Below are 14,712 nucleotides of genomic sequence, written 5' to 3'. Positions count from 1 at the left end.
CCTGTTCATAGCTTAGCCTAACCTGTGTTCCGGGTGGTGATCCGAGCCGAAAGCGCGGAAGCCGAACCGGTAGGCTGGAGGCATGACACGTGTGCAATTGGCAGATACCGATCTCTTCGTCCACCCGCTGCAATTGGGCGGCAATCCCTTCGGATGGGGCGCGGATCGGGATCAGAGCTTCGCGGTCCTCGACGCCTATGCTGCGGCCGGCGGAAACTTCATCGACACGGCCGACGCGTACTCGGCGTGGGTGGATGGGAACTCCGGCGGAGAATCAGAGACGATCATCGGCGAATGGATGAAGTCCCGCGGCAACCGCGACGAGATGATCATCGCGACGAAGGTCGGCATGCACCCGAAGCGCAAAGGCCTCGACCCGGCGAACATCCGCGACTGCGTCGATGATTCACTGCGTCGGCTGGGCACCGACCGCATCGACGTCTACTACGCCCACCAGGACGATGAGGACGTCGATCAGGTCGCCGTAGCCGAGACCTTCGATGCTCTCGTGCGCTCCGGCAAGGTCAGCTACCTCGGGGCGTCGAACTTCAGCCTCAAACGACTGCAGAAGGCCCGGAAGATCTCGACGAAGTTCTCCCTCGCCTGCTACCGCGTCGTCCAAGACCGGTTCAACCTCGTCTCCCGTACCGCGGTCGACGAGGCGAAGCAGGCCTACCTGCGAACCGAGGGCATCGCCGAACTGCCCTTCCACTCCCTGGCCTCCGGGTTCCTCACCGGCAAGCACACCGGCGGAGACGCCACCGGCAGCGTGCGGGGTGAGCGGGTGGCCGGCTTCGTCGAGGACCAGAAGGCGCTCGGCGCCCTCGAAGTCCTCCACGATGTGGCCTCGACTCATGATGCGACGATGACGGCCACCGCCATCGCCTGGCAGCTCAGTCACGACTTCATCCCCTCGACCATCGCCTCGGCTCGCGTGCCCGAACAGCTCACCGAGCTGCTCGCCGGCACCGAGATGCAGCTGAGTCCTGATGAGAAGGCCGCCCTCGACGGAGCCTGGGTGGAAGCATGACCGAGACGAGTCCGCGCCTGGTCACCTGGGAGAATGGCACCGACCTCGTCATCGAGCTGCCGGTGGCCCGCGATATCGAGACTGTCTGGAACGCCCTCACCGACAGCGGAAGTGCCGGTGCCTGGTTCGCGCCGTTCCGCCTCGGCGAAGGGGACGACTCGGGCGATGATTCGGCTGATGACTCAACCGACGAGCCGTCGGCACTGCCGATCACGTTCGAACTCGAGGACGCCGACTTGAACGGTTCGGTCCTCAGCTGCGAGGAGTACGACCACGTGCTGCTCGAACTCGAGGCGTTCGGGGTTGTGGGCGTCCGCCTTGTGCCGGCAGGCGGCGAGGCCGCAGACGCGGGCGAGGAGACTCTGCTCGTGTTCACCCACACCGCCGCCGACGTCGACTCCGCCCGCGCCCAGGCCGCCGATTTCGGGCCCATGTGGGACACCCACCTGCGGCTGTTCGCCCGCTCGCTGGGTCTCGACGTCGCCGAGGCGACGGAGCCCGAGCTCGACGCCGCCTATGCGGACCTCGACGTGGAAACTGCGGACTCGGCTGGCGGATTTCCCTCCGTTATCGCAGGGGACGACGCATGAGCGAACCACTCGTCCTCGGCATCGAATCCTCCTGCGACGAAACGGGAGTCGGCATCGTCCGCGGACGCACGCTGCTGACGAACACCGTGTCCTCGTCGATGGACGAACACGTCCGATTCGGCGGGGTCGTGCCCGAGGTCGCCTCCCGCGCTCATGTGCAGGCCATCGGCCCGGCCATCGCCCAGGCTTGTGAGGCCGCCGAGGTGGGGCTGACCGATATCGATGCCGTCGCCGTGACCGCGGGGCCGGGTCTCTCCGGTGCGCTCATGGTCGGTGTGGGAGCGGCGAAAGGGCTCGCCGCGGCTCTCGGCAAACCGCTCTACGGGGTCAATCACCTCGCCTCCCACGTCGCCGTCGACCTCGTTGCAGAAGACGTCGACGGACTGACCACCCCGACCATCGCCCTCCTCGTCTCCGGCGGGCATACGGAGATCCTGCGCATCGGCGATGTCGTCGACGACATCGAACTCCTCGGTGCGACGATCGACGATGCTGCCGGAGAGGCCTTCGACAAAACCGCGCGTCTGCTGGGACTGAACTATCCCGGTGGGCCGAACATCTCGAAGGCTGCTCTCGGTCTGCTCGACGGCACCGGAGTGCCCGGTGACCGGACCGCCGTGAAGTTCCCACGCGGACTGGCGAAGAAACAGGACCTCCGTGATCCCGAGCGCCGGTACAATTTCTCGTTCTCCGGGCTCAAGACCGCAGCTTTGCGCGAGGTGACGAAGGCCGAGACTCTCGGCACCGACCTGCGCGTGGCCGATATCGCCGCAGGGTTCGAAGACGCCGTCGTCGACGTGCTCGTGACGAAGACCCTGTTGGCTGCCGCTGACACAGGTATCAACTATGTGGTGCTCGGCGGGGGAGTGGCGGCGAATACGCACCTGCGTGAGGTGCTCGCAGCACGCTGCGCCGAGGCCGGCGTGACCCTGCGGGTGCCACCGCTGCGGCTGTGCACCGACAACGGAGCCATGGTCGCGGCTCTCGGTGCCGAGCTCGTCTCCCGCGGAATCGGGCCGAGCGACCTGTCCTTCGCCGCCGTCTCCTCATTGGATGTCGATCATGTCCTCGTCTGAGAACACCCCTGACAGCGCTGCCGAGCAGAACGCTCGGGCGGCGAAGTCAACACACCTGCCTGACGGTCGGCCGCCTCGGCGATCCGGGGACGGGTGGACGTACGGATCTGATGGGAAGAAGCATTGGGGGCTCAACGGGGCCGCCGGGCTCATGCTCGTCGACCCGGAGCGAGGCGTGCTCATGCAGCACCGGGCGCTGTGGTCGGTCGAAGGTGGGACCTGGGGATTCCCCGGCGGGGCCCGCGACGTGGGAGAGTCGGCCGTCGAGGCCGCGGTTCGTGAGTCCTGGGAAGAGGCCGGGGTGCCGGATCAGGACGGTTCGGGCATCGAGATCCTCGAAACGCATGTGCTCGACCTCGACACCTGGAGCTACACCACTGTGATCGCGAGGACCTTGCGCCGCTTCGAAGCCGTCATCAACGATCCCGAGAGCATCCAGCTGTCCTGGGTCCCACTCGATGAGCTCGTTGACTACGAACTGCACCCGGGAGTGGCCGCGAGCCTGCCCAGGCTGCTGGAGCTGCTGCGCCCTCATCTGTGAGTGGGGCGGGATGGCTGGTGCGCTGTGAAGCCACCTGCCTGGGATAAGAAGTGGTCACAATCGGATACTTCTGGCGCTCAGAAATGTCCGATTGCGACCTGGATTTGGATCAGAATGTCCGATTGCGACCTAGGCTTCTGGCCAACCGCGCAGTTTCCGCTCGACGAACGCGTTGAGTGTGGGCAAAGGTCTGATATCCCACGTAAATTCAGACTTATCGCCACTGTGAACTGCCTGACCACGTTAAGGACCACAGCACCATGATTCTGAGGATTGAGCTCAGGCCGCACTGGATCAACGGCTGGTTTGTCAGAGCGTTCTCGACGCCGTTTCTGCTCGTCGGTTCCACGGAGGATAGGGAGTATCGGCTGAGCTGGCTGGCTCCCACAGAAGTTGAAGTTGACGAGAGGCAGAGTCTCAAAGTCGGTGTCGGGGTTCGCTATTTCGGGAGAGGAGCGTTGCTGGGCGTGAGTATGAGCGAGCTGCCCGGAGAATCCACCTCTCAGACAGCACCAATTGATCTGACCTTCCGCAACGGGGCGTGGAATCACGATCCGTTCGTCCTTGCGGATTGATGTCGCAGCGTCAGTTCGTTGGGAGGAAGCCCGTTCGGCCTCTGACCATGCGAGTCATGGTGATGTCCGAATCTGCAATGCGATGTTGAGCGTCGATGTTGAAGCCGAACCGTTCGTAGAAAGAATGATTGCGTGGATTCGTGGTTTCGAGCCAAGAGCCGTCTGTGCCGTACTCGTCGAGACCAGCCTCGAGCAGTTTGGCACCGATTCCAGAGCTGCGACATCCATCATCGACAGCCAAATCGTGAAGGTAAGGGGTTTCAGGAGTTCTACCCGTCGCCCTAGCGGCTTTCATGGCCGAAGCGAGCTCCTTCAGTTTCTCGCCTAAGAGTATGGTCGCCACCGTCGTAGAAGAGGGAAGCACCGACGCGGGCCGAGTGGTATTAGGCAAACTCCACATTGAAGCACCGACTACCTCGTTTCCATCAAGTGCCACATGGCCGGTACCGGCTGCGGCATATGCTTCGACGTCGGGCCAATAGAAGATTGCGATGGCATCGAGACGCTGATCGAGGCTCATATCTGTCGGCGGGAACAACCAGTTGATGAGTGGATCGTTGGCAAACGCGCGGGCGATGAGCGTGCGTGCCTGCGGTCCGTGTTCAGGGGTGATGCGCGCAATCGTGATGCCCATGAGCACACGCTACACGGTGCCCGACAACCCAACAGGCCCTGTTGGCCACAGGACTCAGCGAGAAGTGGTCACAATCGGATACTTCTGGCGCTCAGAAATGTCCGATTGCGACCTGGATTCGGGGCCGGATGTTCGTTTGCGACCTGAGTTCCTGCCAACCCGCGTCCGCATCCGGCCACACTCAACCTCTCACTGGTACGAGTTGCGCAGGTCGCCGATGAGCGAACGAGTCACCTCGGTCAGCGACCCTGTGGCGCCGAAGACCTTCTGCAGACGCTGGTAGGGCACCCCGCGTTCGATGATCGACGTGATCGAGTGCAGCTCGTCGGTGCAGCCCAGTCGTTCGGCGACCGGTGAGAGACGCTCGATCTCGTCGGCCAGGCACTCGGTGACGAGTCGCTCGTCGGCTTCGGCGTTTTCGATGATGATCGCGTCCATGCCGTAGCGTGCGGCCCGCCACTTGTTCTCATTATGGAACCAGTCGGGCATCGTCGGCAGCGTCTCACCGGCGTCGAGGCGCTCGGACATGTCATCGACGAGGCACTGGATGAGGGCGGTGATCGCGAGGATCTCCTCGAGCGTGGGCAGTCCGTCGCAGACCCGGACCTCGACGGTGCCCCAGTGCGGGGCGGGGCGGATGTCCCAGCGGATCTCGTTGATGTGATCGATGATGCCGGTGGTGAGCATGTCGTCGACGTACTTCTCGTAGTCGGACCACTTGTCGAACTGGAAGGGCAGACCTGCGGTGGGCAGCTGCTGGAACATCATCGCCCGGTTTGAGGCGTACCCGGTGTCAGTGCCGCCCCAGAACGGGGAGGATGCAGACAGTGCCTGCAGGTGCGGGACGTAGGCGAGCAGGGCGTTGACGATCGGCAGGACCTTGTCGCGGGAGTCGATGCCGACGTGGACGTGCACGCCGAAGATGAGCATGTTCCGCCCCCACCACTGGGTGCGATCGACGAGTTCGAGGTAGCGGTCCTTGGCACGGACTTCCTGCGACTGCCATTGTGCGAAGGGATGCGTGCCTGCGGACATCAGCTCGACGCCGCGGGCCTCAGTGAGCTTCCGCAGCGCCCCGATCGAGGCCGCCAGATCCTCGGCGACCGTCCCGACCTCGGTGTGCACACCGGTGACGAGTTCGAGGGTGTTCGTGAGCATCTCGCCCACGATGTGCTTCTCGAACTCGGGAGCGTGCTCGGCCACATCCGCCAACAGGGTCTCGGCGGCAGGGGTCAGGTCCAAGCTCGGCGAGTCCAGCAGAGCCAGTTCCCATTCGACACCGAGGGTGGAACGAGGGGAGTGTGCGAAATCGACCATGGATCGATCATAAACGCGCGAACCCGTTTCGCCTGATTCTGCGGTGCGATTCGGACTGTGGGATCCGCCCCATCCCTCGGCTGAGGCGCTGCGGACTTCCTCCGGCGTGACGGCCTCTGCCGTTCGTGTGTCCCTCACGCGGCCTGACGTTCGCCCTCCTCGAGGCGGTGCCCCGATTCGGTGTCGAACAGGTGCAGGCGTGCCGAATCGGGGGTCACCCGAACGGTGTCTCCGCGGCGAATCGTCGACCGTCCGGCGACCCGGGCCACAACTGTCTTCTCTCCGGCGGGCAGGTTGGTCCGACCGTGGACATAGGCATCGGCACCGAGCTCCTCGACGAGATCCACCGTGACCTCAAGCCCCTGGCCGTCGTCGACTCGCAGATCCTCGGGACGCACCCCGACCGTGACCGTCTCACCGGTGACCTGCCCGCGCTGACTCTCCGTGAGCGGCAGGTCCACCTCGCCGAGGCGGAGCGCCGTCCCCTCGACCGGAACCTCAATGAGGTTCATCGCAGGCGAGCCCATGAAACCGGCGACGAAGAGGTTCGCCGGACGGTCGTAGAGGTTCGCGGGCGTGTCGACCTGCTGCAGGCGTCCGTCGGCAAGGACAGCAACGCGGTCGCCCATCGTCATCGCCTCGACCTGGTCGTGGGTGACATAGACGGTCGTCACACCCAGCCGGCGGGTCAGGGAGGCGATCTGTGCGCGGGTCTGCACGCGCAGCTTCGCATCGAGATTCGACAGCGGCTCGTCCATGAGGAAGACCTGCGGGGAGCGCACGATCGCCCGACCCATCGCCACGCGCTGCCGCTGCCCGCCGGACAGGGCCTTGGGCTTGCGGTCGAGGTACGCCTCGAGGTCGAGCAGGCGGGCGGCCTCCTCGACGCGTTCGTCCCTCTCCTTCCTTGCGACGCCTGCGATCTTGAGGGCGAAGGCCATGTTCTCGCGCACGCTCATGTGCGGGTAGAGAGCATAGTTCTGGAACACCATCGCGATGTCGCGTTCCCTGGGGGAGAGGTCCGTGACATCGTGGTCGCCGATGCGGATGTGCCCGGAGTCCACGGGTTCGAGACCCGCGAGCATACGCAGGGTCGTCGATTTCCCGCAGCCCGAGGGTCCGACGAGGACGAGGAATTCCCCGTCAGCGATGTCGAGACTGATCTCGTCGACGGAGGGCGTCAGCGCTTCCGGGTACTGACGCAGAGCTTTGTCGAAAGTGACTGTGGCCATTTCTTCTCAACCTTTCACGGATGCGTTCGCATCCGATGATCCGCGGTGATCGTGCAGTGAGCGATGAGTTCTGGACTGTGGCTCGTCGGTGACGGATTCGAAGGGGGTCTCGACGGGTGTCTGCTGCGCATAGGACCGGTACTGCTCTCGCACCCGAGACGGTCGCGGGTGCAGGGTGGCGACAAGCTCGACCTGCCAGTCCGGCAGCACACCGTTGAGCGTCCAGGCGGCCTGCCGGGCGGCACCGATCGCCACGTATTCGGCCTGTTCGGGGACGTCGATGGGGACGGTGAAGATGTCGCGGGCAACCTCTCGGACGGCCGGGTTGCGGGCGGCCCCGCCGATGAGCAGCAGCCGTTCGGCGACGATGCCGTGTGCCTGGACCGCGTCGAGCCCGTCGGCGAGCCCGCACAGCATCCCTTCGACGAAGGCGCGGGCGACGTTGGCCGCCGAGGCGTTGCCCAGAGTCATCCCCTCGAGGCGGGCCTTCGCATCCGGCAGGTTCGGGGTGCGCTCGCCCTCGAAATACGGCACGAGCGTGACTCCGTTCGCGCCCGGGTTCGAGGACAGAGCGAGAGCGGCGACCTCGTCGTGGCTGATGCGCAGGAGCGTGCTCGCTGAGACGAGGACGCGCGCGGCGTTGAGGGTCGCGACCAGCGGCAGGCGACCGCCGTCGGCTGAGGCGAAGCCCGCCACCGCTCCGGTGGCATCGGCGACGGGCAGGTCGGTGGTGCCGAAGACCGTGCCCGAGGTGCCGATGGAGATGACGACGTCCCCCGAGGTGACTCCTAGGCCCAGCGCTGCCGCCGCATTGTCGCCGGCTCCGGGCCCGACGAGGATGCCCTCGTCCGTGGTTCCGGCAGCTTCGTGGGGTCCGAGGACCCGAGGAACGACGATCGCCGAGGTGGTGCTCGGGTCAGTCTCGGCCGTGCCCGTCGCTTCGCGCGCTTCGGCCCCGAAGACGGTGCGGAACAGGTCGAGATCGTAGGTGCCCGTCGCCGGGTCGAAGTAGGCGGTGCCGCTGGCGTCCGAAGCATCAGTGGTCAGGGCCTCGAGCACGGGGCCTCTGGCAGTGCTGGCGGCAGGCCCGTAGCCGAGGAATCGCCAGGTCAGCCAATCATGGGGGAGAGCGACGGCGGCGACCTTCCCGGCGTTGTCCGGTTCCGCATCCCGCAGCCACCGCAGCTTCGCGGCGGTGAAGGAGGCGACGGGCAGGATTCCGGTGCGGGCGACGAAGTCCTCAGCACCCACCTCGGCGATGAGATCCCGGGCGGCGGCCTTGCTGCGCAGGTCGTTCCACAGCAGCGCATCGCGGATGACTCGTCCCTCGGCGTCGAGAGCGACGAGGCCGTGCTGCTGGCCGCTGATGCTCAACCCCGCGACATCGTCGAGTCCCCCGGCGTTCGTCAGCGCCTCGTGCAACGCGTTCCACCACTGTTCGGGATCGACCTCGGTGCCGGGAGGATGAGGGGCCGAACCGGTGCGGATGACTGCACCGTTCGCCGGATCGACGATGACGACCTTGCAGCTCTGCGTCGAGGAATCGACGCCGGCGACGTACCTGCGAGCCGTGCTCATGGTTCGTCCTCGGGAGCGGACGGCACGGACGACGCGGACGGCACGGACGACGCGGACGACGCGGACGGGGAAGCACCCGCCGCCTCGGTGCCGGTGTGCCCATCCTCGGGCAGAGCGCCGCCGGACTGGCCCGCCTCGGTGAGCACCGCCTCGGCGAGGGAGCGGTCGATGACGGCGATGTCGAGGATCCCCGCGGCACAAGCCGCCTGCACGGCACGGGCACGCTCGGCTCCGCGGGCGACTCCCACGGTTGTCGTGGCACGACGGAGCTGATCGAGGGTGACGGCGATGACCCGATCGTCGATCGTGGTCACGTCCTGACCGGCGGCGTCGAAGAGACGACCGGAGACTTCGGCGACAGCACCGTCGTCGATGCCGGCTTGGCGCTGGGCAGGCGAGCATTTCTCCCACACCGAGGACAGGCCCTCGGCCCACGAGGCGACAGAGACCACGGCGAGGTCGAGGTCATCGGCTGCGGCGAGAGTGCCGGAGATCTCGGGCAGGGCCCGCAGGTCGTCGGCGGTTCTGGACTCGGTGACGAGCAGCGGGGCCGGCAGGCGGACCATGCTCACGGCCGGATCCTGACCGAGTCGAGTGAAGATCTCGGCACTGGGGCGGTGGGATTCGAGTCGGAGAGCTCCGGCGAGCTGGACGATCGTGCACCGTGGCAGGGCAGGGGTGAAGGCGGCGGCGGAATCGAGGGTGCGCGACCAGGACAGGCCGATGCGCATCCCGGCGCGAGCATGGCGCCCGACCAGGGACAGCGCCGCCCGCCCCATCTGCTGGGAAGCCTGGGATTCGTCGGGGATGTCGACGATGACGACCGAGCCGAGGCCCAAGGCCGCGGCGACCTGTTCGGCCAGGCTGTTCTCCTCACCGGCATCGGCTTCTATGGTGATCGTGACGACGCCGGTGTCGACGGCCTCCTGGAGGAGACGAGCAACCTGAAACCGGCTGAGCCCGTGGGTCTTGCCGATCTCGACCTTCGACCTGCCCTCGAGGTAATGATCGCGGGCCAACTGCGCGAGAAAGCGGCGGTGACGGGCGGTGGGTGCTGTGCTCATGGTCCTCCCCTCGGCGTCGACGACAGTGTGTTCGCTCATATGTGAAGTGTTGCACATCTGATTGGTTCGTGACACAGTATTGCACATATGAGCACCGATGCTCATATGATTTTCTCGCAGCGAACCCGATGGCGGGCAGCAATCCCGCAAGGACGAGGGAAGGCACAATGATGAAACACCTGATCACGAGCCGAGGCGCCGTATGGGCGGCCATCGGAATGGTCGGAGCACTCGCACTCTCCGGATGCGGTGGTGCCGGCGGCAGCTCTTCCGGGGGCGGAGGCGATGAGGTCAACGTCCTCATGGTCAACAACCCGCAGATGCAGGACCTGCAGAAGCTCACCGCCGACCGCTTCACTGAAGACACCGGCATCAAGGTCAACTACACAGTGCTGCCCGAGAACGAAGTGCGGGCGAAGATCGGCCAGGAGTTCGCCGCTCAGGCCGGCAACTACGACGTCGCCTCGATGTCGAACTATGAGATCCCGACGTATGCGAACAACAAGTGGCTGACGCCCATGGACGACGGCGTCGCCGACGCTGAGGGCTTCGACCAGTCGGACATCCTCACCCCCATGGCCGAATCGATGACCGTCGACGGCAAGGTGTACGGCGAACCGTTCTACGGTGAGGGCTCGTTCCTCATGTACCGCACCGACATCTTCGACAAGGCCGGCGTGACGATGCCGGAGAAGCCGACGTGGGACGAGGTGGCCAAGCTCGCCGCGAAGGTCGACGGAGCCGAGGAGGGCACGAAGGGCATCTGCCTGCGTGGGCTGCCCGGCTGGGGCGAGATGTTCGCTCCGCTGACGACGGTGGTCAACACCTTCGGCGGCACTTGGTATGACAAGGACTGGAACGCCCAGGTCGATTCGAAGGAGTTCAAAGCCGCGACGAACTTCTACGTCGACCTCATCAAGGACCACGGCGAGTCCGGGGCTCCGCAGGCCGGATACACCGAATGCCTGACGAACCTGCAGCAGGGCAAGGTCGCCATGTGGTACGACTCGACCGCGGCCACCGGCACACTCGAAGCCGACGATTCCCCGGTCAAGGGCAAGATCGGCTACGTCGCCGCCCCGGTGAAGGAGACGGATTCGAGCTCCTGGCTCTACACGTGGGCGTGGGGCATTCAGGCGGCAGGGAAGAATCAGGACGCGGCGAAGAAATTCGTCGCCTGGGCCTCATCGAAGGACTACGAGGAGACCGTCGCCGAGGAGCTCGGCTGGCAGCACGTGCCCGCGGGCAAGCGAACTTCGACGTATGAGAATCCCGAGTACCAGAAGGCCGCCGAACCGTTCTTTAAGCAGACCGAGGACGCCATCAACTCGGCCGATCCCGAGAACCCGGGAGTCCAGCCGCGTCCGACGCTCGGCGTGCAGTTCGTGACGATCCCCGAATTCGCAGACCTCGCCACGGGCATCTCCGAGGACGTCAGCTCCGCCATCGCCGGACGCACGACCGTCGACAAGGCGCTGGAGAAGGGCCAGAAGGAAGCCGAGAAGGTCGGAGACAAGTACAAGAAGTGACCGCGCAGCCTCGGGGCGGATGATCGACCCCGCCCCGAGACGGCTCCTGCCCTACTTCCCAACCGGCCCGCATCACCCACCTGACGAAGGATGTTCGAAGTGTCAGCACCCGCCGCCGAGCGTGCATCGCAGCCGATCACGCCGCCCAAACCCCGTGCCAAGGACCGATGGCTCAAACGCGCGCCCATGCTGCCGGCGCTCATCTTCGTCATCATCGTCACCCAGATCCCGTTCGCGATCACGATCATCATCTCGTTCATGAACTGGAATGCCGCCTACCCGGATGACATCGCCTTCGGCACCCTGCAGAACTATGTCACCGTGTTCACCGACGCGAACCTGCTGCGGGCGGTGTTCGTCACCGTCGGCCTGACCGTCGGGGTGGTGCTCGTCTCGGCGCTGCTGGGTCTGGGCATCGCCCTGCTCCTCGATCGGAAGTTCATCGGCCGCGGCTTCGTCCGGACCCTGATGATCACCCCGTTCCTCGTCGTGCCCGTGGCCGCGGCGCTTCTGTTCAAGCATGCGATCTTCAACCCCTCCTATGGTCTGCTCAACGGACTGCTGACCACCGTCTTCGGTGAGTCCGCCCCGCAGCCGGACCTCATGACGAGCTTGCCGCTGGTGGGCATCGGGCTCGTCCTCGTGTGGCAGTGGACGCCATTCATGATGCTCATCATGCTTGCCGGCCTGCAGTCCCGACCGATGGATGTCTACGAGGCGGCTCTCGTCGACGGCGCCGGTCCCTGGCAGACGTTCCGCTTCATCACCCTTCCCCATCTGCGCCGCTACATCGAACTCGCCGCACTGCTGGGCACGATCTACATCGTGCAGAACTTCGACATGGTCTTCACGATGACCTCCGGGGGACTCGGCACGGCAAACCTGCCGTACGTCATCTACCAGGAGTTCTTCGTCGCCCAGGACTACGGAGTCTCCTCGGCCGTCGGCGTCATCGTCGTCGTGGCCTCCCTGATCATCGCGACCTTCGCCCTGCGCACCGCATCCACCCTGCTCAAGGAGGAGAACTCATGAGCACCCCCGACCTGACCGTGGGCACACACCCCGAGCCCGGAGTGACCCCCACCGCGATCGAACCGGGCTCACCAGGATCGGTCGAGCCGCCTCGGCGGAAGGCGAATGCACCGCGGCGGCCCGGCCAAGGTCGGATCGGAAAGGTCCTGCTCGGCCTCCTGGCTTGGCTGATCGGACTGCTCTTCGTCTCACCGCTGCTGTGGATGCTGCTGACCAGCCTCCACGCCGAAACAGACGCCTCGACGAACCCGCCGAGCTTCTTCGCTCCGCTCACTCTCGATTCGTACGTGAACTTCTTCGGCGGAGGCAACGGCGCGAACCCGTGGCCGTTCCTCATCAACTCCGCCGTCGCCGCGATCGTCTCGACGCTCATCGTCCTCGTGCTCTCCACGATGGCCGCGTACTCGCTGGCCATCCGCCGCATCGAACGCTGGTCCGATGTGCTCTTCTTCCTGCTGTCGACGAAGATGCTGCCGATGGTCGCGGGCCTCCTGCCCGTCTACCTCGTCGCGAAGTCCACAGGAATCCTCGACACCTGGCTGCTGCTCATCATCATCTACTCGGCGATGAACATGCCGATCGCGGTGTGGATGATGCGCTCCTTCCTCGCCGAGGTGCCCGTCGAGGTCCTCGAGGCCGCCGAACTCGACGGAGCCCGACTGCCGCGCGTCTTCGTCCAGATCCTGCTGCCGCTGACCGCGCCGGGCCTGGCCGCCACTGCGCTCATCTGCTTCATCTTCTCCTGGAACGAGCTCCTCTTCGCCACCGTGCTCACCTCGACGGCGGCGTCGACGGCACCGGTGTTCCTCACGAGCTTCGTCACCTCCCAGGGCCTGTTCCTGTCCCAGGTGTGCGCGGCCTCGCTCATCATCTCCGTCCCGGTGCTCGTCGCCGGCATCGCCGCCCAGGACAAACTCGTCCAGGGCCTGTCCATGGGAGCCGTCAAATGACCTCATCCGCTGCCGTATCCCCCGAACCTCGCCGAGGCGGCCCCACCCTGGCCCTGTCCGCGGAGAATCTTTCGGCGCTGTCAGACTGCGGCATCACCGTCCCGACCTATGATCGGTCGACAGTGACGCCGGGCATCGTCCACTTCGGAGTCGGCGGGTTCCACCGGGCACACATGGCCATGGTTGTCGATGACCTCATGGAGTCCGGCCTCGCGACTGACTGGGGGATCGTCGGCGCCGGAGTGCTGCCCCATGACGCGGCCATGCGCGATGCCCTGGCCGGTCAGGATCACCTCTACACGCTCACCCTCAAACACCCGGACGGAGCCAGGGAACGACGGGTGATCGGGTCGATCATCGACTACCGGTTCGGCCCCGATGACCCTGCCGGACTGCTCGACCTGCTCACGGATCCGGCCATCCGCATCGTCTCGCTCACCGTCACCGAGGGCGGCTACAACGTCAACCCCGTCACCGGCGAGTTCATCACCGACGAACCGGCGATCGTCGCTGACGTCGAGGCGCTGCGGGCAGGGGAGCTGCCGTCCACGGTCTTCGGCTACGTCGTGTCCGCGCTGCGGGCACGTCGGGACGCCGGTCTCGCCCCCTTCACCGTGCAGTCGTGTGACAACATCTCCGAAAACGGCGAGGTCGCGGCGAAGATGTTCTCCGCCTTCGCTCGCCTCGTCGATGCCGAACTCGCCGACTGGATCGGGGCGAACGTCGCCTTCCCGAACTCGATGGTCGACCGCATCACTCCAGCCACGACCGACGATGACAGGGCCGATCTGCTGACCGACACCGGCGTGCAGGACGCCTGGCCAGTCGTGGCCGAACCCTTCTTCCAGTGGGTGCTGCAGGATGTGTTCACGTCCGGGCGTCCGCCCTACGAGCAGGCCCGTGTGCAGGTCGTCGACGATGTGCAGCCCTATGAGCACATGAAGCTGCGGCTGCTCAACTCCGGACACCAGGGTCTGGCGTACTTCGGATTGCTCGGTGGATACACCTTCGCTCATGAGGCGATGGCGAATCCGGACTTCCCGATCTATCTGCGCCGCTACATGGACGAAGAGGGCACGCCGAGCCTCGCACCGCTGCCGGGAATCGACCTCGATGCTTATAAGGACTCGCTCATCGAGCGATTCAGCAACCCGGAGATCCGCGACACCCTCGCCCGGCTCGGCGCGGAATCCTCCGATCGGATTCCCAAATGGCTGCTGCCCGTCGTCAAGGACAACCTTGCCTCAGGGCATCCCGTTGACGTGGCCGCCGCGATCTGCGCCTCCTGGGCCCGTTATGCCGAAGGGCATGACGAGACCGGCGGTCGGTTCACCATCGTCGACCGCTACTCCGACCGGCTGCAGGAGGTCGCCGGCACCCAAAACGACGACCCGCTGGCTTTCCTCCGGCAGGAACAGTTCTTCGGCGGTCTGGCCCAGGAACCGCGATTCACTGAACCGTATCTCGCGGCACTGACATCGCTGCACGAGCGAGGCGCGAAGGAGACCGTGCGCCGCCTGGCCGCGCACGAAGAACTCTGAACGGGCGTCGAGTCAGGGTCAGC

The 14,712-nt window shown here is 65.5% G+C and carries 14 protein-coding genes; 9 read left to right on the top strand and 5 right to left on the bottom strand.

Features of this window, described 5'->3' with window-relative positions:
* The first annotated feature begins 82 nt into the window (after window positions 1-82).
* From L1F31_RS13565 to L1F31_RS13545, 5 genes are all read left to right on the top strand, one after another.
* The gene (locus L1F31_RS13565; RefSeq protein WP_265417806.1) at window positions 83-1,030 is read left to right on the top strand and encodes an aldo/keto reductase; all 948 of its coding nucleotides are present in this window, start codon (window positions 83-85) and stop codon (window positions 1,028-1,030) included.
* A complete protein-coding gene (locus tag L1F31_RS13560; protein WP_265417805.1) occupies window positions 1,027-1,620 on the top strand; it encodes an SRPBCC family protein in 594 nt (197 codons plus the stop codon). The genes L1F31_RS13565 and L1F31_RS13560 overlap by 4 nt, the downstream gene beginning before the upstream one ends.
* On the top strand, window positions 1,617-2,696 hold the full coding sequence (tsaD, locus tag L1F31_RS13555) for a tRNA (adenosine(37)-N6)-threonylcarbamoyltransferase complex transferase subunit TsaD (RefSeq protein WP_265417804.1): 1,080 nt from the start codon (window positions 1,617-1,619) through the stop codon (window positions 2,694-2,696). Before L1F31_RS13560 ends, tsaD begins: the two co-directional genes overlap by 4 nt.
* On the top strand, window positions 2,683-3,237 hold the full coding sequence (locus L1F31_RS13550) for an NUDIX domain-containing protein (protein ID WP_265417803.1): 555 nt from the start codon (window positions 2,683-2,685) through the stop codon (window positions 3,235-3,237). Before tsaD ends, L1F31_RS13550 begins: the two co-directional genes overlap by 14 nt.
* Window positions 3,238-3,497: 260 nt before the next feature.
* Entirely contained in the window at window positions 3,498-3,812 is a 315-nt protein-coding gene (locus tag L1F31_RS13545; protein WP_265417802.1) for a hypothetical protein, read from the top strand.
* 10 nt (window positions 3,813-3,822) lie between these two features.
* Here the strand turns inward: L1F31_RS13545 and L1F31_RS13540 are convergent, their stop codons facing one another.
* From L1F31_RS13540 to L1F31_RS13520, 5 genes are all read right to left on the bottom strand, one after another.
* Entirely contained in the window at window positions 3,823-4,446 is a 624-nt protein-coding gene (locus L1F31_RS13540) for a GNAT family N-acetyltransferase (protein WP_265417801.1), read from the bottom strand.
* 189 nt (window positions 4,447-4,635) lie between these two features.
* Entirely contained in the window at window positions 4,636-5,763 is a 1,128-nt protein-coding gene (locus L1F31_RS13535; protein WP_265417800.1) for a glutamate--cysteine ligase, read from the bottom strand.
* Between the two features lie 134 nt (window positions 5,764-5,897).
* Window positions 5,898-6,995, bottom strand: coding sequence for an ABC transporter ATP-binding protein (locus tag L1F31_RS13530; RefSeq protein WP_265417799.1), 1,098 nt, complete (start codon window positions 6,993-6,995; stop codon window positions 5,898-5,900).
* Between the two features lie 6 nt (window positions 6,996-7,001).
* Window positions 7,002-8,573 carry a xylulokinase gene (gene xylB / locus L1F31_RS13525; protein ID WP_265417798.1) on the bottom strand — a complete coding sequence of 524 codons (1,572 nt, stop codon included), beginning with the start codon at window positions 8,571-8,573 and terminating at the stop codon, window positions 7,002-7,004.
* Window positions 8,570-9,676, bottom strand: a complete 1,107-nt coding sequence (locus tag L1F31_RS13520) for a sugar-binding transcriptional regulator (RefSeq protein WP_265417797.1) — start codon at window positions 9,674-9,676, stop codon at window positions 8,570-8,572. The genes xylB and L1F31_RS13520 overlap by 4 nt, the downstream gene beginning before the upstream one ends.
* A gap of 131 nt (window positions 9,677-9,807) precedes the next feature.
* Between L1F31_RS13520 and L1F31_RS13515 the strand changes: the two genes are divergently transcribed.
* From L1F31_RS13515 to L1F31_RS13500, 4 genes are all read left to right on the top strand, one after another.
* Window positions 9,808-11,166 (top strand): ABC transporter substrate-binding protein, encoded by a 1,359-nt coding sequence (locus tag L1F31_RS13515; protein ID WP_265420444.1) that lies wholly within the window; start codon window positions 9,808-9,810, stop codon window positions 11,164-11,166.
* Window positions 11,167-11,256: 90 nt separating this feature from the next.
* Entirely contained in the window at window positions 11,257-12,198 is a 942-nt protein-coding gene (locus tag L1F31_RS13510; protein ID WP_265417796.1) for a carbohydrate ABC transporter permease, read from the top strand.
* Window positions 12,195-13,148 (top strand): carbohydrate ABC transporter permease, encoded by a 954-nt coding sequence (locus L1F31_RS13505; protein WP_265417795.1) that lies wholly within the window; start codon window positions 12,195-12,197, stop codon window positions 13,146-13,148. The genes L1F31_RS13510 and L1F31_RS13505 overlap by 4 nt, the downstream gene beginning before the upstream one ends.
* The gene (locus L1F31_RS13500) at window positions 13,145-14,689 is read left to right on the top strand and encodes a mannitol dehydrogenase family protein (protein WP_265417794.1); all 1,545 of its coding nucleotides are present in this window, start codon (window positions 13,145-13,147) and stop codon (window positions 14,687-14,689) included. The genes L1F31_RS13505 and L1F31_RS13500 overlap by 4 nt, the downstream gene beginning before the upstream one ends.
* Window positions 14,690-14,712: the final 23 nt, after the last annotated feature.

Origin of the sequence: Brevibacterium spongiae (genome assembly GCF_026168515.1) — a bacterium.
Lineage (GTDB): Bacteria > Actinomycetota > Actinomycetes > Actinomycetales > Brevibacteriaceae > Brevibacterium > Brevibacterium spongiae.
This window is presented reverse-complemented; position numbering and strand designations above follow the sequence as displayed.